This is a genomic window from Prolixibacter sp. NT017, from assembly GCF_009617875.1.
Classification (GTDB): Bacteria; Bacteroidota; Bacteroidia; order Bacteroidales; family Prolixibacteraceae; genus Prolixibacter.
This window is the reverse complement of record NZ_BLAV01000001.1, coordinates 1,237,893-1,256,470: the sequence shown is the minus strand read 5'-3', so window position 1 is coordinate 1,256,470 and position 18,578 is coordinate 1,237,893. Positions and strand designations below refer to the sequence as shown.

22 protein-coding genes are annotated in these 18,578 nt (G+C 42.9%); 18 read left to right on the top strand and 4 right to left on the bottom strand.

The annotated features are described in order from the left end of the window. Window positions 1-55 precede the first annotated feature (55 nt). Window positions 56-382 carry a hypothetical protein gene (locus GJU87_RS05165; protein WP_153638531.1) on the top strand — a complete coding sequence of 109 codons (327 nt, stop codon included), beginning with the start codon at window positions 56-58 and terminating at the stop codon, window positions 380-382. A 25-nt stretch (window positions 383-407) separates the two neighbouring features. Here GJU87_RS05165 and GJU87_RS05160 read toward each other — a convergent pair whose 3' ends face one another. Then, window positions 408-1,514, bottom strand: coding sequence for a Gfo/Idh/MocA family protein (locus GJU87_RS05160; RefSeq protein WP_153638530.1), 1,107 nt, complete (start codon window positions 1,512-1,514; stop codon window positions 408-410). 119 nt (window positions 1,515-1,633) lie between these two features. Further along, window positions 1,634-2,458: a peptidase gene (locus tag GJU87_RS05155; protein WP_153638529.1), complete on the bottom strand. Its 825-nt coding sequence runs from the start codon at window positions 2,456-2,458 to the stop codon at window positions 1,634-1,636. Window positions 2,459-2,590: 132 nt separating this feature from the next. Here GJU87_RS05155 and GJU87_RS05150 point away from each other — a divergent pair, with 132 nt between their 5' ends. The 17 genes from GJU87_RS05150 (at window position 2,591) to GJU87_RS05070 (ending at window position 17,208) form a co-directional block, all read left to right on the top strand. Beyond that, the gene (locus GJU87_RS05150; protein WP_153638528.1) at window positions 2,591-3,352 is read left to right on the top strand and encodes a cyclase family protein; all 762 of its coding nucleotides are present in this window, start codon (window positions 2,591-2,593) and stop codon (window positions 3,350-3,352) included. Between the two features lie 36 nt (window positions 3,353-3,388). Next, complete coding sequence (locus GJU87_RS05145) at window positions 3,389-3,916, top strand: GNAT family N-acetyltransferase (RefSeq protein ID WP_153638527.1); 528 nt, start codon at window positions 3,389-3,391, stop codon at window positions 3,914-3,916. A gap of 95 nt (window positions 3,917-4,011) precedes the next feature. Then, entirely contained in the window at window positions 4,012-4,392 is a 381-nt protein-coding gene (locus GJU87_RS05140) for a PH domain-containing protein (protein WP_153638526.1), read from the top strand. Window positions 4,393-4,431: 39 nt separating this feature from the next. Then, a complete protein-coding gene (locus GJU87_RS05135) occupies window positions 4,432-4,881 on the top strand; it encodes a DUF4440 domain-containing protein (protein WP_153638525.1) in 450 nt (149 codons plus the stop codon). 142 nt (window positions 4,882-5,023) lie between these two features. Next, window positions 5,024-6,109: a PAS domain-containing sensor histidine kinase gene (locus GJU87_RS05130; RefSeq protein WP_228491866.1), complete on the top strand. Its 1,086-nt coding sequence runs from the start codon at window positions 5,024-5,026 to the stop codon at window positions 6,107-6,109. A 94-nt stretch (window positions 6,110-6,203) separates the two neighbouring features. After that, window positions 6,204-6,995, top strand: a complete 792-nt coding sequence (locus GJU87_RS05125; protein ID WP_153638524.1) for an alpha/beta fold hydrolase — start codon at window positions 6,204-6,206, stop codon at window positions 6,993-6,995. Between the two features lie 159 nt (window positions 6,996-7,154). Beyond that, entirely contained in the window at window positions 7,155-8,894 is a 1,740-nt protein-coding gene (locus GJU87_RS05120) for a thiamine pyrophosphate-dependent enzyme (RefSeq protein WP_153638523.1), read from the top strand. Window positions 8,895-8,903: 9 nt separating this feature from the next. Beyond that, window positions 8,904-10,424 carry an FMN-binding glutamate synthase family protein gene (locus GJU87_RS05115; RefSeq protein WP_153638522.1) on the top strand — a complete coding sequence of 507 codons (1,521 nt, stop codon included), beginning with the start codon at window positions 8,904-8,906 and terminating at the stop codon, window positions 10,422-10,424. 519 nt (window positions 10,425-10,943) lie between these two features. After that, window positions 10,944-11,183 carry a hypothetical protein gene (locus GJU87_RS05110; protein WP_153638521.1) on the top strand — a complete coding sequence of 80 codons (240 nt, stop codon included), beginning with the start codon at window positions 10,944-10,946 and terminating at the stop codon, window positions 11,181-11,183. Window positions 11,184-11,206: 23 nt separating this feature from the next. Then, window positions 11,207-11,551 (top strand): hypothetical protein, encoded by a 345-nt coding sequence (locus tag GJU87_RS05105; protein WP_153638520.1) that lies wholly within the window; start codon window positions 11,207-11,209, stop codon window positions 11,549-11,551. A 61-nt stretch (window positions 11,552-11,612) separates the two neighbouring features. Continuing rightward, entirely contained in the window at window positions 11,613-11,984 is a 372-nt protein-coding gene (locus GJU87_RS05100) for a hypothetical protein (RefSeq protein ID WP_153638519.1), read from the top strand. Window positions 11,985-12,107: 123 nt separating this feature from the next. After that, window positions 12,108-13,457 carry a sulfatase-like hydrolase/transferase gene (locus GJU87_RS05095; protein ID WP_153638518.1) on the top strand — a complete coding sequence of 450 codons (1,350 nt, stop codon included), beginning with the start codon at window positions 12,108-12,110 and terminating at the stop codon, window positions 13,455-13,457. Between the two features lie 182 nt (window positions 13,458-13,639). Beyond that, window positions 13,640-14,026, top strand: coding sequence for a hypothetical protein (locus GJU87_RS05090; protein WP_153638517.1), 387 nt, complete (start codon window positions 13,640-13,642; stop codon window positions 14,024-14,026). Window positions 14,027-14,130: 104 nt separating this feature from the next. After that, a complete protein-coding gene (locus GJU87_RS05085; protein WP_153638516.1) occupies window positions 14,131-15,030 on the top strand; it encodes a patatin-like phospholipase family protein in 900 nt (299 codons plus the stop codon). A 582-nt stretch (window positions 15,031-15,612) separates the two neighbouring features. Continuing rightward, a complete protein-coding gene (locus GJU87_RS21420) occupies window positions 15,613-15,801 on the top strand; it encodes a hypothetical protein (RefSeq protein ID WP_228491865.1) in 189 nt (62 codons plus the stop codon). Then, on the top strand, window positions 15,802-16,959 hold the full coding sequence (locus GJU87_RS05075; RefSeq protein ID WP_153638514.1) for an ATP-binding protein: 1,158 nt from the start codon (window positions 15,802-15,804) through the stop codon (window positions 16,957-16,959). It begins immediately after the preceding gene. 45 nt (window positions 16,960-17,004) lie between these two features. Beyond that, window positions 17,005-17,208: a hypothetical protein gene (locus tag GJU87_RS05070; protein WP_153638513.1), complete on the top strand. Its 204-nt coding sequence runs from the start codon at window positions 17,005-17,007 to the stop codon at window positions 17,206-17,208. A 62-nt stretch (window positions 17,209-17,270) separates the two neighbouring features. Here GJU87_RS05070 and GJU87_RS05065 read toward each other — a convergent pair whose 3' ends face one another. Further along, window positions 17,271-17,840: a hypothetical protein gene (locus GJU87_RS05065; protein WP_153638512.1), complete on the bottom strand. Its 570-nt coding sequence runs from the start codon at window positions 17,838-17,840 to the stop codon at window positions 17,271-17,273. 62 nt (window positions 17,841-17,902) lie between these two features. Continuing rightward, a complete protein-coding gene (locus GJU87_RS05060; protein WP_153638511.1) occupies window positions 17,903-18,415 on the bottom strand; it encodes an RNA polymerase sigma factor in 513 nt (170 codons plus the stop codon). Window positions 18,416-18,578: the final 163 nt, after the last annotated feature.

Here is an 18,578-nt window from a genome sequence, read left to right as displayed (position 1 = left end):
TATTTGAGGCGCATGTGCAAAAAAGAAGAGTAACTGCAATAACGTAAGGTAACCTATGAAAAAACAGCAACTTCACCTACAGGAGGAACAAGTTAATTTAGTTATTAACAGAATGTTGGCGATTGGAGGAGAATCATTGAATGTTTCGTCTGCCGGAAGCCTGCTGCGCGAAATCATTCTGGCATCGGAAACGGGCGCGACCCGGGAAGAGATGCTTCAGTTGATTTGCGGGATCACACATTTCGACACAAATGACGACCGCACTCAATCCATTTATAAAGCAGTCTGCGAAGAACCGTTTGAACAGACCTATCATCCGTTTGAAAATACAACGCTCATCAACCTAAGAAAAACGCTTGGTGATATGCCCGAAGGAGACTAAGCCGGGACATATTCAGCGGATTTTTTCACAGATGAACAACTTTTCCGGAGCGGGCACTCTCGCGGGCAGCATCCAATATTTCGACAACAATCAGGTTGTTTTCCAACGATGATAGATCGGTTGGTTTGACCATGATATCACCTCTTATCACTGCCTCAAACCAGGCAAATGGGTCGTTATAAGGTGCCGGCCTTTCGGAAAGCTCTTTCTTTGTCTCAGCATTTTCTCCTGCTAAGCGGTAGTCAAATTCATGCCGGTCGGCTGCAAACAGCTCCCCTGTGCGGCCATAAATCTGCATATCTTTCCGGCTGAAAGGCCAGTTCCACGAAGCCTGAATGATTCCCTGCGTACCCGGATAAGTTAGGATGATGGTCGCTTCGTCGTCCACGTTGGGATAAACATCCGGTTTCATAGTTTGCAACGTAGCTGAAACGGTCAGTGGCTTTTGATTTTTCATTAGCCAGGTAATGAGATTGGCTCCGTAACATCCAAAATCAACCACAGCCCCGCCCCCATTTTGTTTCGGGTCAGTCAACCAGGCAAGAAATTCCGGCTGTACTTTGATCTCCTTCGGCCCCTCGTGACCGTCACAAACAATCACTTTGCGAATTTCACCCAGTTTCTTTTCATCCACCGCCATTCGATAAGCCAAATGATTGGTTGGATACCAGGTTGTCTCATAATCAGTCACCAACTTGATTCCGTTTTCACGAGCCAGACAAGCCATCTTCTGTGAATGCTCTCCATTCACGGCCAACGGTTTCTCTACCATCACGTCAATGTGCAGTGGTGCACAAACTTCCACCACGTGTAAATGATCGAATATTGGTCCGAAAGCAGTTACACCGTCCGGCTTGGTTTGAATAACCATTTCCTCCAATGTTGGATAAACCATGCTCATCGGGAATCCATACTGTTTTGAATATCGTTCGGCCACTTCCCGGTTGCTTTCGGCAATCCCTACCACTTTTACATCACCTTTTTTCATCGCATCCAGAATCCACCCCACGTGACCATGAGTCAGCCCGGCAATGCCCAATTTTACGTGAGGCATTTTTTTCTCCTGTGCAGAACTTTGATTTACCATCAGTGTAAAAATGATTAGAATAACAGATATCAGTTTTCGGTTCATCGCTTAGTGGTTAGGTGGTGAAATAACAATAACCGAAATGTACGAAAAGAGACGGGGATCTCAATAAAAAAATGTCCGGCTTAACCGGACATAATTTTCACTCAAATATTTCGATTCGGCTATTTACCACCATTTGCTTTCAAATCATCCAAACAGTTTTGATCGAGCGTCGGAATTGGATTGGTTCCGAACAAATTCCCCACAACACCTCCGCTTTCAACTTGCCAATTCATCAAACAATTCGAATTATCGCAATGGTGCAGATGAGATGTGTCCTCATGATCGGTTTGCATCGGCGAACCATTGTTAACCAATCCCAGAACATGTCCAAACTCATGTTCATAAACAGTTGCTTCCAGAACATATCGCTGAGGGTCTGTTGGCTGAGCAGTTAATGATTGAATCGTCTTTTCAAATATGGCGACTGATGTGTTTCGATACGTGACCCCCAACACCTTCGATTTGTCCGTGTCTTCGGTATATCCGCCATCGAGAAACAAAAAATATCCAGCCAGTTTCTGACCTTCTGTAAAGTTGGTCCTATTGTTCTCTTCTATCTTCGCTATGTCATCCAGCGTGTACGTAGTCTTTCCTCCGGGCGCTATTTGCGTATAAATGAACGAAATTCCGGAAGGCTTATTCAAGCGGTTTTCCAGAAATGTTTTCAGTTTCGAAATTGCATCAGCGGTTGGTTTGTAACCATCCATGTACTGTATTTCAACAACCAGTTGAGTGTAAGTATCGGATGCCAGGAATTCATGTGCCGAAGCCCCCGGCCCAAGGTTATGATTGAATGAACCGTTGGCTGGAGCAAACGGATTGACGGAGGTTGAAGGCGCATTTGAATTGTCGGAAGAACACGCATTCAACACCAAAAGTACAGCAACCAAAAGAAAGCCGGATGTAATCTTCCGACGATATGGGTTAAGAGCAAGTTTACGCATGTTTTAATTAATTATCTATCCGGAATGTTAAACGGGATTTCATGTAAAAATGTTTTGACAGGAGATTGTTGTAAACTGAGAATGTTTATTTTCGGACACCAAAGACCGGAAATAACCAAAAGCAGAAATGATATGCCAATAGTCGATCTTTCCAAACCCATTCAGTACAACCCGAATGACCCGTGGTTTATGAAAGTAAAAGTTAAACATAAACCACACGGGAAAGCCAGGTGGCTGATCCGATTACTGGGACTGCCTTTTAAACTATTCCCCAAAGGCTTTACCGGATGGGCTGATGACACCATAACGAAAATGGGCGTTCATGCCACCACGCATATTGATGCCCCCTGGCACTACGCGCCAACGACCAACGGTGAAAAAGCCAAAACAATCGATGAAATGCCACTGGAACTGTGTTATGGCGACGGATTGGTTATCGACATGGAACACAAGGCCGATTTCGATCCCATCACGATAGAAGATATTACTGATTTCCTGACTCAAAATAATCTGAAACTCAAAGAGGGAATGATTGTCCTGGTCAAAACCGGAAGAGATAAATTCAACGGGACCAAAAATTTTCACAAAATCGGAACAGGCATGGGTGCCGAAGCCACCGGATGGCTGATCGATAAAGGCATCAAAGTGATGGGAATCGATTCGTGGGGCTGGGATCTGCCTCTTCCCCATATGATTGAAAAAGCGAAAGAATCGGATAATTCGGAGTTATTTTGGGAGGCCCACCTCGTCGGAAAAGACAAGGAATATTATCATATGGAACAGCTGGTCAACCTGGGAGCTCTCCCCTATTCCGGCTTCAAGGTCGCTGTTTTTCCATTGAAGATTGTCGGAGCATCTGCCGCACCTGCGCGGGTTGTAGCAATTTTTGAATAGGTGAAATATTAATTTGGTAACAGTTAATTATCAACGATGCATCAGCAAATCTACACCATCCGCAATGGCAGACCAGAAGAGTTTGATACTTTAGGTCAAATCATGGTCGAAGTTTATTCCCAACTGGAAGGATTTCCGAAACAATCGGAACAACCCGAATACTACAACTTGCTGGCCAACATCGGGAAATGGACGAAGAAACCACACACTGAACTTTTGATAGCCGTTTCACCGGAAGGTAAAATTGCCGGGGGCGTTGTTTATTTCAGCGATATGCGATATTATGGTTCCGGAGGCACCGCCACGCAGGAGAAGAATGCATCGGGCTTCAGGTTACTGGCTGTTGCGCCTTCCTTCCGGAAACAAGGCATCGGCAAACTTCTGAGCAATGAATGCATTCGAAAAGCCAAAGCTCTAAAGCAGGAGCAAGTAATTATTCACTCGACCAAAGCGATGCAAGTAGCCTGGAAAATGTATGAAAACCTTGGCTTCGAACGTTCAGAAGATTTGGATTTTATGCAGGAAGAGCTTCCCGTATTCGGCTTTCGCCTGAAATTAAAATAACCTCCGTTAAAGTCCCACGGCAAAGGTTTGGTTGATAATATTCGGATATTTAAGTACCTTATAAAGATAAAGCCAAACCAATAAACAAAAACAGTATGGGACTATTTTCATCGCTTTTGGGCAAAGCCGGAACCGTGGAACCGGAAGAGCTCTTGAAGAAATACGAAAAGCTTTTGATTGAAGGCGAAGGTATTGAACTCGGATTCAAACTATACCACGACGTATTCATCTTTACCACCAAACGATTAATACTAATCGACAAACAGGGACTAGCCGGGGATAAGGTCGAATACAAATCCATCGCTTACAAAAATATTTCGAAGTTCAGCATCGAAGCTCCCAATGCATTCGATCCGGATGCTGAACTGAAGATTTGGGTTGCCGGAGAACAAACGCCCAGTGTTAAGAAACAGTTCAACAAATCAGTGAATGTGTACGACGTCCATCACGTGCTGGCATCGTATGTATTGAAATAAACAACTGATACTTCTATAGCTAAATCTACTTCAGGTTTTATGAAGAAACTAATCGTTGTCTTCCTGACTTCATTGTTCTTTTTTTCTTCCTGTAAAACAGGAAAAGAAACGCGAATGAACCAATGGAAAGAAGAAATTCGGGAAACTGAGCAGACATTTGCCGAGATGGCTCGGAAAGAAGGTATTCCCAAAGCATTTCTCACCTATGCGGACGATAATGCAGTCATATTGCGCAATAAGCAATTAATCAAATGGAAACAGGCAATACAGGACTTTTATTCCCGACAAATAACACCTAAAGAACAAGTTAGTCTCACCTGGAAACCTGATTTTGTGGATGTTTCCTCATCAGGCGATTTGGGATACACCTATGGCAGTTATCAATACACTGTGACCGACTCGCTGGGAAACACGAAAACATCCGAGGGAATTTTTCACACAGTTTGGAAACGCCAGTCCGATGGTTCGTGGCGTTTTGTTTGGGATTAAATAAAGAGTTTATCCTCCTTTGATTGATAATTCATTCCCTACAACAACTTTTGTTCATTTTCTCCGTTCAAAATAAACACGGGGAGAAAAGCCCAAATTGGCTATATACCTTGGATGAAGTAGAATAACAGCAGATCGATTTATGACTCATTCAACAGAGATGAACAGTACGAATTTTAATTATGAACTTTATTTCGATTTGTCACCCGACTTATTGTGCATCGCAGGATACGACGGATATTTCAAGAAAATAAATCCAGCCGTTTCAAAGTTACTGGGATATAGCATGGAAGAATTGTATGCCCGCCCAATTAATGACTTTGTATATTGTGCCGATAAGCATGCTACGGATAAGGCACGGGAGGAGCTTACCAGGGCAAAACCACTTCTTCATTTTGAAAACCGGTATAAAACCAAAAGTGGTGAGATTGTATGGTTATCCTGGACTTCCTATCCAATTGAAAGTGAAAAACTAATCTTCGCTATTGCTAAAAACATTACTCATAAGAAAAGACAGGAAGCCGATCGAAGCGCTTTGCTCTCCCACCTATCCAGCTCCAACAACGATTTAAAACAGCTAACTTACACCACCTCACACGATTTGCGAGCGCCCGTTAACAATGTACTGGCGGTACTCGATATGCTTGATATTTCGAAGTTTACCGACGAAGAGGCTATTGAATTAGTTAAGATCTTAAAATTATCGGGCGAATACCTGAAAGAATCGTTGGATAATTATGTCGATGCTTTAAGCGAAAAACATCAGGCTCATTCCCGTTTAGAAGAAGTAAATTTGAGCGAAACACTGAACAAAGTGCGTAAATCGATACATTCATTAGTCGAGACATCCGGGACATTTATTCATGCCGACTTTTCAGCTTTGAATACCATCCGGTTTAACCGGACATATATGGAAAGTGTATTCCTGAATCTGATGACGAATTCAATTAAATACGCCAGATCCGATAGTCATCCGATCATTCATGTTCGTTCAGAAAAAGCCGATGGAAGAGCTCTGTTGACATTTAGTGACAACGGTTTGGGATTCGACATGGAAAAAGTGAAAGACAAAATTTTCGGTTTGCGTCAGAAATTTCACGACCATAAAGAAAGTAAAGGTATTGGATTATACCTGGTACACAACCACATTACCAGTCTGGGCGGAAAAATCGAGGTTGAAAGCGAACCCAACAGGGGAACCACTTTCACCATGTCCTTCAAGGCCTAATCATATCTGCACGCTCATCAAATACCTGAAATTAGTTTAATTTTATCCGCTGATCCTGGCTTGCGTCCTGGAAATATAAACACAAATAGATAAGATGATGAACAAAACAACGAGCTTGATTTTGGTTTTCTTTTTCTTCATCGCCGGAGTAAAAGCACAGCCGGAAAAGACAGATTACGGCAATAATCCCAGGGCTGGCCATTATGCTAACGTGAATGGAATACAACTTTATTACGAAACATACGGAAGTGGTGAGCCTTTGGTTATGTTTCACGGCAATGGAGGTTCCATTAACGCTTTCCGTAACCAGATTCCTTTCTTCGAAAAACATTACCGCGTGATTGCTATCGACAGCCGTTTGCAAGGAAAATCGGGCGGTTCTCCCGATACGATCTCCTACCGGCTAATGGTTTCCGACTTCAATGCCCTGATGGAACAGTTGCATGTCGATTCGGCCTTTGTGCTCGGTTGGAGCGACGGCGGTATCGATGGTTTGCTTCTAGCTATTGAACACCCCGACAAGGTAAAGAAACTGGCCATTTCCGGCGCCAATACGGTTCCCGATTCGACAGCTGTTCCTTATAAGGATATTCTGGATATGAGAAATTTTGTGGAACATGATAAGAAGGCAACACCAACAGTCATTGCTCTCAATAAGATGATGCTGTACCAGCCTCACATTTCCGATCAAAATCTTCATACAATAAAATGTCCGACACTGGTGATGGCCGGCGATCACGACATCATCAAGCCTTGTCACACGATTCGGATATTCAAGGCCATTCCCAAAGCAGAGTTGTGTATTTTCCCCGATTCGAACCACGGTGTTTGTATTCAACACCCGAAAGAGTTTAACGAAACGGTGGAGCGTTTTTTCAGGAAATAAAATTTCGACAACCCAAAACGGATAGAACATTCTTATCATTATTAAAAAAAGTTAAACAGGTGACGAAAAAGCTATCTCACCAAGTATACGAAAACAAAAGACATTATTACTTGTTCGTTTAATCGGCACGCCTTCCGAAAACGAATAAAAGATAATATCATGAATGTATCCGAGCAGCTTCTTCATATCTTAAAACAGGAAGGAGTTCAGCACATTTTTGGTGTCGCCGGAGATGCACTGAATCCGCTTATTTCTGCAATAGCAAAGCAAGACACCATCGAATGGATAAGGGTAAAACACGAGGAGAATGGTGCTTATGCCGCTTTTGCACAAGGTGAATTGGGCAACAATCTGGGTGTTTGCGCCAGCACGGTAGGGCCGGGAGCCCTTCATTTAATTAATGGACTCTACAATGCCAAAAAAGAACGCTCTCCGGTATTGGCCATCACCGGTCAGGTTCCGGTTGCTGTGCAGGGCACCAATTTCCACCAGGAAGTAAATCTCGAAAAGGTATTTGCCGATGTGTGCGGTTACCAGGCCATCATTCGCTCGCCTGAACAAGCGCCCAAAATTATCCTCAAAGCGATACGAACGGCGGTGAATGAAAAATGCGTTTGCCGGATTGAACTGCCGGCGGATGTAGCCATGATGGAAGCCGAAAGCGAAGAATACATTCAACATGCATTTCGCTCCAATTCAGTCGTCCTTCCTCCCGACACACAATTAGAAGAAGCATCGAAATTAATTGCCGATGCGAACAAAACTGGTATCCTTGCAGGAGCAGGTTGCCGGGGAGCTAAAGAAACCATAGAGGCATTTTCCAACCGAATAAACGCCCCGATCACTCACACGCTGAGAGCTTCGGACATTTTTGACCACTCGATGGAAAATGTGGTCGGGCTAACCGGTTTAATCGGCAATCCTTCGGGATACAAAGCCGTTATGGAACCCGATTTACTCATCATGCTCGGCACCGATTTTCCCTACACTGATTTCCTGCCAAAGGAAACCAATGTTATTCAGATTGATATACGTCCGGAAAACATTGGGAACCGAATACCTGTAACGTTGGGGCTGCACGGAGATGTTCGGGAAACGGTAGCACTTCTGCTGGAAAAATGCCCGGAAAAAGAAGACCGCAGTTTTCTGGAAGACCTGAAGAAGGAATTTCGCGAATGGAAGAAATCGATGGAGCAAAAAGCCGATGACAAGCGGGAGCTCGAGCCCATTCACCCGGAGATATTTGCCCGGAGCATCAGTGAGCAGGCTGCCGATGACGCCATCTTTGCACTCGACACCGGTACCTCAGTTATCTGGTCGTCAAACTTCATGAATTTTCATTCCGAAAGAAGAATGATCGGTTCGTTTAACCACGGCTCCATGGCCGTCGGTCTTCCCGCTGCCCTCGGCGCTCAATTTCAGTTTCCCGAAAGGGAGGTATGGGCGATGGTTGGTGACGGAGCATTCAACATGACCCTCCACGAATTTTCTACGGCTGTAAAGCACAATCTGCCCATCAAGGTCATTGTGTTTAAAAACGATGAGCTGAGCTTCGTTAAAATCGAAATGGAAGAAGTAGGTCTGGCGCCCAACCTCGACGCGCTGCACGTCGACAACTTCGACTTTGTAGCCTATGCACAACTTTGCGGAGGTGACGGCATCAAAGTAGAGCATGCCCGCGACGTTGAAAAAGCAGTGGCAATGGCCAAAGCTTCTAAAAAGCCTTTCATCATCGAAGCAATCGTCAACAGTGGCGAGTTGTCGCTTCCACCCCGAATTGGTTTAACCGAAGCGACCGGTTTCGGCCTTTCGAAAGTGAAAGAGATCATTCAGTCGCTGGGCGGAAACCGGAAACAATGGGAAAATCTGAAGAAAGAAATAGAAGGTTATTTTGACTAAAACACAGATATGAGAAAATCCATCACGCTGACAGTGATAGCGACCGTCGTTGTACTACTTGGGCTAAGCCTGATAAAATACCCGATATACACACTCATCGGCATTGTTGTCTTTTTCGTGGGTGTCGGCATTTACGATTTGGCACAAAAGAAACACTCCATTCTCCGGAACTTCCCGGTAATTGGTCATGCCAGGTATCTATTCGAAATGATTTCTCCCGAAATTCATCAATATTTCATCGAGTCGGATACCGATGGTAAACCTATCGACCGGAACCATCGGGCTTATATTTATGAGCGTGCCAAAAAACAAAACGAAACACATCCGTTTGGTACCGAACTTGACGTAGAGGAGGACAATTTCAAATGGCTACAGCACAGCATCTATCCGGCTCCAAAACTGGATAAACCACCCCGGGTTACCGTTGGCGGAAGTGCTTGTCAGCATCCATATTCAGCCAGCCTGTTTAATATCTCGGCGATGAGCTTTGGAGCGCTCAGCAAAAATGCGGTGATAGCACTGAACAAAGCGGCCGCTGCCGGAAACTTTTTCCACGATACCGGCGAGGGTGCTATTTCGCCCTATCACCGGCAGGGCGGAGACCTGGTGTACGAAGTAGGTACGGGTTACTTTGGCTGCCGGACCGATGACGGACACTTTTCTCCTGAAAAGTTCGAAAAACAAGCGGCTCTTGACGAAGTAAAAATGATTGAGATTAAGCTCTCTCAGGGAGCCAAACCAGGCCATGGTGGTGTATTGCCGGCGAAGAAAAACAATGAAGAGATTGCGCAAATCAGAGGAGTGGAACCTCACACCACGGTTCTTTCGCCTCCAGGACACAGCGCTTTCAGTAATGCCCGCGGTCTGCTGGAATTTGTTCAGCAGTTGAGAGAACTCTCAAAAGGCAAGCCGGTCGGGTTCAAGCTGAGCATTGGCAGCAAAGACGAGTTTGTTGAGATATGCCAAGAGATGGTTGAAACAGGCATCAAGCCCGACTTCATAACCGTTGACGGCGCGGAAGGTGGTACCGGGGCTGCCCCCATCGATTTCTCCAATTACGTGGGTATGCCCTGGGAATTGGCACTGGTTTTCGTAGTGGATACACTCCGGGGATTTAACCTTAAAGATGAAATCAGGATTTTTACGGCCACCAAAATATTCACGGCTTTCGACATATTCAAAGCACTCAGCCTGGGTGCGGATGTATGCAACTCGGCACGCGGTATGATGCTGGCGCTGGGATGCATTCAGGCACTAAAATGTGATACCAATGAATGTCCCACCGGCATTACGACCAATAAGCCTGGATTAATGAAAGGATTGGTCGTGGAAGACAAATGGAAACGGGTGAAAAACTATCAGTCTGAAACCCTCAATGATTTTCTGGAACTATTTGCTGCTGCTGGCTGTAGCAGCCTTGAACAACTACACCGGGGATTAATATACAAGCAAATACAGGGAAAAGTAAAAACGTACGAAGAGCTTTACCCTACAATTGAAGCGGGAAGTTACCTGAAAGAACACCATTGATATTCTGCAAGATAAAAGACACACCACATCTATAAAACAAGCCGCCGGATAGTTATCCGGCGGCTTTCGGCGACTTTTAAACGTTGTATTAAACCAAATAAAAATAGTCGCTATACCTTGTCACATTTCTAATGTCCATTCAACCATATTACTTTCAATGAATCTTAAAAGAGATATCGCATAAACTGATCTTCTATATACCTCGCAAAATCCATCTTCTCAAAACTGTATAATGAATAGAAATTGAAAAAAGATAATTAACCCGATCTTTTTGACGAACACACTGAATTTTTTGATGAACGTACATATCCGGTATGCGAATGGAAATCTTGAAGAGCAAAATGAGTCATCTTGAAATAGGTTGGCTTGAGTATTTTTAGATTTTTTTCTACTTTAGTCCTAAACAGCTAAATTTTGAAGCATCCATCAAATTGCTTGGTTCATCACAGAAACATAACAGATTAAGCGTATAGTTAAACATCTTCAACCGACAAACTATAACTATCTCATTCAAGACTTATGAAAAAAGAAATTCTGCAATTCGGAAAACAGTTCCTGCTCACCGCCCTCATCATGTCCCTTTGCTTACTGCTCTTCGATTTATGGGACCCGATGAAACAGATGATAACCGGAGACTTCGATTCAGGAAAGGACCTTACCTCTTACATTTCGCTAAAAACCGATATTCCGGTTATTGTAGCGGTATCCATTGTTATGGCCAGGGCCAGTATGCGCAGGAAAAAAGCCGCAAAAAAGTAAAACAACGAACCAAATCCAACACTATGAAAAAGTTATTATTTCTCTCAACGTTCTTGTTTCTATCAGTCATCGCCACAGGACAAGTCAAAAGAATCGCGGAACAATTTCCAATTACAACGATAAAATCCACTGAGTTTATTGCTGCCGACTTCCAACCTCAAAAAGTGAAAACAGCATATAATTTGGCGCTGAACTTAAGCTACATTCACCATATCTCACATGGCTTAAAAGACAAATGCCTGACATTGCCACTCGCAATGATTGACGGCAAACCAGTCCCCGAAAAAGAGCTAAAAAAGCTAAGGCTGGGTGGAATCAGCAATTATGACTTCCAGTCAGGAGCCATTGCAACAGCTCTTTTATGGTAGCCGCGGCGCCTACGGAATTTTTAAAATTGTATTGAAAGAATAAATGGCCAACTTATCTGCCATGAAAACAAAAATCGCTCACCTCGTATCCTTCGCCATTATCGGAATACTAATTTTCTTCATCTATCGTTCTTACTCCAACGAGAACGACTCGATGGTGCAACTCCACGCTTCCGCACATCTGGAGGGTCACCACATTGTGATTGCCAATCAGGATTCGTTTGACTATCTGCACATGCAACTAATGGTAAATAAATACTACAAGATAACCGGCTACAATCTGAAATCGGACGAAACGTGTTCCATTGGCCAGGTAGAGTTTTTTCTGAATCCCCGACGAAGAATGCCATTGAACGTGAAACCTGTGAAACTTTCCATTTGGTGCAATTTGTACAACGGGAAAAAAGGATATTTCACTGCGGATTTGAAGTGAACTGAAAAACAAAGAAAGAAAAATGAAGCCCAACAGCTCGAATTAGATAATCCTGGAAACGTATTTGGGTTAATTCGAATCATTCCTTAATTTAGGCTACACTTCTAACTAAACCTTCTTGGAATGAATCTATTAGCGCAAACCATAGCTGGGTCACTTCTGCTCGCAGGAAGCGGTCTGTCTGCTCATGCTGGAAATCCGCCAGCCACTCGCCCCAACGTCATCATTATTTATTCGGATGACCAGGGTGCCATCGATCTTAATTGTTTTGGTGCCACTGATTTAGTGACACCCAATATGGACAAGTTGGTAGAAAGCGGTGTCAAATTCACTCAGTTTTACGGAGCGCCAATCTGTTCACCATCTCGGGCAGGATTGCTTACCGGGAAAACACCACAGAGAGCTGGCGTTCCCGGTAATGTTAGCGCAAGAAGTCTCGAAGCCGGAATGCCGGGAAGCCAGTATACCATTGCCGAAATGTTTAAAGATGCAGGATACAAAACGGCGCACATCGGAAAATGGCATTTGGGACACGCCAAAGACAAACAACCGAATGCCCAGGGATTCGATTATTCATTTGGTCATTTTGTGGGCTGTATCGACAATTATTCCCATTTCTTCTACTGGGACGGTCCTAACCGGCACGATTTGTATCGAAATGGAAAGGAAGTGTTTTACCCGGGCCGGTATTTTCCCGACTTGATGGTTCAGGAAGCTTCGAAATTCCTGGATGAAAATAAAGACCATCCGTTCTTTATGTACTATGCCATGAATACGCCACACTACCCCTATCAAGGCTCGCCAAAATGGCTAAAATATTACCGGGAGAAAGGAGCGAAATACCCGCGGGATCTGTACGCAGCTTTTATTTCGACCATGGACGAAAAAGTAGGCCTGCTTTTGAATAAGTTGGAAGAACTGGGCTTACGCAAAAATACCATCATCGTTTTTCAGTCGGATAATGGTTATTCTACCGAGGAACGGGCGCATTTCGGCGGAGGAAGTGCCGGCGTTCTGCGCGGTTCTAAATTTAGTTTGTTTGAAGGAGGAATCCGGGTTCCGGCAGCGATTAGCTGGCCAGCCCGATTGAATGCCGGCGAGGTACGTAACCAGGTCGCTGTAAATGGTGACTGGATGCCAACATTAGCCGAGCTATGCAAAATCAAACTCGGCACCCATAACCTTGACGGGAAAAGCCTCGTCCCCATCCTGAACGATAAAAGGCACCCGACATTGCACTCTGCTTTCTGCTGGCAGAATGGAAAACACTGGGCGGCGAGAAATGGCAAATGGAAGTTGCTTGGCAACCCCGTGATTTCCGGAGAGAAATTTGCACCGAAAGATTCCCTGTTTCTGGTCAATCTGGAAACAGATCCGGGAGAAATGACGAACCTCACAACACAATTTCCGAAAAAAGTACAAGCGCTAAAACAACAGTTCGAAAGCTGGCAAAAACATAATCAGGAAGATTAGCGATTTTTTTTAGAAATCAGTAAACGAAGTTCCCATGGTTCCTACGATTTATTGGAATATTTATCAATAAGCTGTGCTTTCTCAGAAACATTTGAGATATTGCCGCCACCAAACGTGACTCAAAAAAAAGAGGAAAGTCATTAATTGATCTCAATTAGATCAATTTTCTCAATAAAAGAAATATGGAGTTTTTCAGAATAATTAAAGTAAAAACAACGGAACAACTCATTCAAAAGCACATACAATTAAGCAACCTCGAGAAGATTAGCAATGAACTATTTGCGATTAACAATCCCGAAGGTGATAAATTGAAAATTGGTGGAATATGGGGAGAATTTACATTGAGTATAAGCCAAATAAAGGGTGGAGTTCGATTTGCTCTTTTGGAGTGTCCTAATGCACTGTGCTGGACCATTACAACAGGATACCCACCCGACAGGGACTCAATAGTTATACATTTAACCATCAATCGTCAACGAAAACAGTCCGAATTCATTGATGAAATTAACGAGTTTTTAAACGATCATAGTTTTTCATTGGAAAAATTTTTTTCAGAATTACAGGAATGAATAAAATGAAGTGGGCGGGGTGTAGCTTGCGCTTTCAGGCAAACTGAAAATGATTATCTTTATTTGAACATAAGCATTAAATCACTCTCCTTTTCAGGAAACGTATGAAACAAAAAGTATCCCTGGTCTTGTCGGGTGGCGGAGCCCGTGGAATCGCTCACATTGGCGTAATTGAAGAACTGGAAAAACAAGGACTTGAAATCACCTCCATTGCCGGAACTTCGATGGGGGCACTGGTAGGTGGCGTTTATGCCCTGGGCAAAATGGAGGAGTACAAAAAATGGCTCTACACGCTCGACAAATTCAAGGTCTTCAACCTGGTTGATTTTACCCTGAGCTCGCAGGGACTCATCAAAGGCGACAAGGTGCTGAACAAGATGAAGGAATTCATTCCTGATGCCAAAATTGAGGAACTGCCCATCCACTATGCCGCTATTGCGGCTGATATTCTGAATAAGAAAGAAGTCGTTTTCCGGAAAGGAAGTGTATTTGAAGCGATACGAGCATCCATGGCCATTCCAACTGTTTTCACGCCTGTAAAAACAAAAAACGGTTTGCTGGTCGATGGGGGCATTATCAATAATATTCCGCTCAATCACGTTAAACGGGAAAAAGACGATCTCCTGATTGCCGTCAATGTAAACGCCGATGTTCCGGTAGACAAACCTGCCGTTTCGAAAAAAGAAGAGAAGAACAACCGGTCGGTTTACCAGGAAAAAATAAAGGAATTTTACCAACAGTTGCATCTTTCGTCATCAGACAACAAAGAAGAGAAGCTGGGATATTTCGATCTCATCAACAAAACCATCGCGATGATGACCTACCACATCGGGCAAGCCAACCTGAAAAATCACCCGCCGGATATCTTGATGGAAATATCACACGAATCTTGCAGCACGTTTGATTTTTACCGGGCTAAAGAGCTGGTCAGTATGGGCAGGCACGCCGCACAAAAAAGCCTGAAAAAGTACCGGGAAGACAGTTCTAAAGCTAAATCTCATTAGTTTCAATGATTTTCTGTTTTTATCTTCCGAAATAGATCTACCATTACATACCCAGTTGTCGTTTTACTAATGTAACCAAAAGGACATATTCTCAAAACCCACTCCACAATTTAAGACTCAGCAATGCAAATAGTCAGATAAGACCACCTGTTCCACAATTGCAAGAACAAATAAAAAAGATTAAATCTCCACTACTTTTCCTATTTCAATGAAAAACAAAAACGCAGTGTAATTCGAGATTACTACTAAAGAAATAGGAACATATTCAGCCACTTAATACTTTTGAGTCTCTACCATCAAATACATAATGAAAAATAAATACAATAGATAACGGGAAACTACGTTATAATATGAATGTCTGAAAGAGTAAACACTGGACAGTAACTCACCGCAAAAGCAATTATTAAGAACTGTAAATTAACTATGCAAGAAACATCGCAAATGAAATACTCGGTTCAATTGAGTTTCGAAGAAATCGGTCTGCCACCTTTTGAAGATATTTTAGTATTAGGGAAGAGATGCTCACAGGGGAAAATTGGTGTTAACAAATCATTTGAGTTTCTAATCCCAAACGAGTTTAAAATGTTTGAGATTGATGATGAAAACGTAGAAGCCGTATTTATCAACAAGAAGATTCTAAAAAAAATGGATGAGAACAGAATCATCAGGGTACTTCAGTCGAAAGTCTTCCCGTTTATATCCGATAATGAAATCTTAAAAGTAAATTTCAAATTGAAAATATTTTACGATGCAATTGAGGGAGAGTTCTAAATGAAAATTGATCAGTTCATAAACCGACGTTTTACAAGCGTACATCCCTACGACGGGATCAATATTATCGAGAGTAAATTATTGGAGAATGGGTTCCTGGTCGTCATGGATGAAAAAATGAATTTTTGTGGAATCCTTACCCCGACAGACCTAATTAGGCGCCCGCATAAAATTGTTATAGACTGCTTAACTCCCAAAGAGGCCATCGCAGCAGATGCAACTATAACTGACGCCATGGAAAAGTTCGAAAAATGCAAATGCTCCATTCTTCCGGTCCTCAATGGGGAAAATTTTGCAGGAATTATCTATAAAAACGAACTAATCAATGCTCTCAGGAACAAAGTTACAGAACTATATAAGCGTTCGATGATTTCAGAAAATATAAAAACGTCTTTTTTACAAAGTCTTTCTCATGAAATCCGCACTCCTATGAATTGGATACTTGGTTTTCTGGAAATCATTACGGAGATGGATGAAGAAGAATACCGACGAGAAGGGAGAAATCATTTGGAAATTGTACAAAAAAGCGCCAGCAAGTTCCTTCAGATCATGAACGACCTGATCAACATATCAATTATAAATTCGGGGGATGATATTCGGGTTGAACATGAGCTGATTGACATTGATGAATTGTTTAATGAGTTGAAAACATACTTCGAAAAATCAACTCCGATTTTACTAAACAGAGAAGTCCAAATAGTGATAAAATATGCGGAAACTCCATTCCGCATATACTCTGATGGAAACAAAATAAAACACATCCTCTACCATTTAATTGATAATGCCATCAAACATGCCCGAGCGCAAACAGTGGAAATAAACTATCTTATTTTTCAAAAAAATCTTTTACTCCAGGTTTCGAATCACGGACAGCCTATTCCTGAAGAACGACAGGACAAATTATTTGAAATGTTCGAAAAACAAGATATTAAAAACGAAGACTACATGAGCAGTGGTTTAGGAATCGGCTTATCATTGGTTAAAAAACTAACTGAATTGCTTGGTGGCAATATTAGCTTTGTTTCGAATGAATTACAGACCAAATTTTCCATTTCAATACCTTATGTCCAGGAAGCCGAATCCGGTCAAATTATCTTGTTACAACCGGTCAATAAAGAAGCTGGCACCCCAATTCTCCCTATCGATCTGTCTATTTGATATTTTTGTGATATCTTTGTTTGCCGCAAGAAAAAACACCAGACTATGCAAAGTGACCAAAATAAACTACGGTGGCAGATTGTTCTCATAATTGTAATGGCTTTTTTCGCCATCTGGAACCTGTACACCATTTTCATGAAACCAAACGTTTTACGGCACTACGGGTGGCTGGGTATTTCTGTTGCCATCATTGCGGGCACTTTCGTGATGAGGAAAGAAATAAAAAAACGGATGAACCAGAAAAAATAAACCGGAAGTCATGCTATGTTTCGATGGCTTCCGGCTCTCTTATTTCGTGTGGCTAAATATCCTTACTCCGATTCAATTTCCCGCAGCAATTCCCGGGCGGCATCGCGCAATGGCTTCTGTTTGACACGCCAAATCATAATACCGACACCCAGTCCCCCCACCAGACAGGCAAGATAAAACAACTGAAAATCCCATATCGACATCGAACCATCCTGATGCCCATCCAGCGAATGAAATACAAGGCCCATATCGACCAACAAAACAGGTATCAACGCATACAGCTTTTTGGGTTGGAATAAGCGGTAACGCTCGGCAGCTTTCTTCAACATCACCATCGTTGGCAGCCCGTAATCAATCGATTTATACTCATCCTGAAATCCTTTGAATATAATTGCAAACACAAGAAAACCCACTACATAACAAACACCTCCGACCCGGTCACCCCAGGTCAAATCATGGTCGGGATTCACAACAAACACCAGCAGGTATAGTAACGACATCCCGCCCATCAGCCATTGAAATATGCGCGAAATACGAACATTTCGGGCATCTTCTTTTTTCAAGCCTGACATCAATCTGTTGATATCCAGCAAGTGATTGTATTTATCGCTAATATTATTTTTTGTATTCATGACAGGTCTCAATTTTAACATGTAACACTCTTTTCCTGCCGTCTCCGACAGCTTTTCCAACATCATGCATCGCGAACAAGCTTCTCTTTCAGCTGATTCTTAATCCGGTGAATTTTCACTTTCACGTTCGGCTCGGTAATACCAATCACGTTGGCAATTTCCTTCATGGCCAATCCTTCCAGCAAAAGCGAAATCAGCGCTTTGTCGATAATCGAAAGCTGGTTGAGCTCTACCTGCAGCTGTTCGAACAAAGCTTCCTGTTCCAGTTTACCTTCCAGCTCGCTATGATCGTACAGGATATTCATCGCCGAACTGTCCGTGTTGATCATCAGTTTGGATTGCCGGTACGATTTTCCGCTGAAGCTGATGGCCGTATTAACGGCGATGCGATAAATCCAGGTATTGATCGACGATTCTCCCCGAAATTTGTCGAGGCTTTTCCAGATATTCACCAATATTTCCTGGTACAAATCCTTCTGTCCTTCGGCGTTGGAATGATAGTACCGGCAGATTCGCACCAACCGCTCTTCATTCTCGGCAATCAAATCTTTAAAGTGTTCCTCTTTGGTGTGCATGAATGTTGGTTTTGCTTATTTAGTCAGCCCGGTTGTAAAAGGGTTACATTTTTTCTTTACAGGAAATATCCTGCCCATCATGTGAGATATATCAACGCAATTTTAAGCATTCTTAAAGAAAGAGTCTCGGCCAGATTTAGTAAGTTTGCAGAACTCCTTTAAT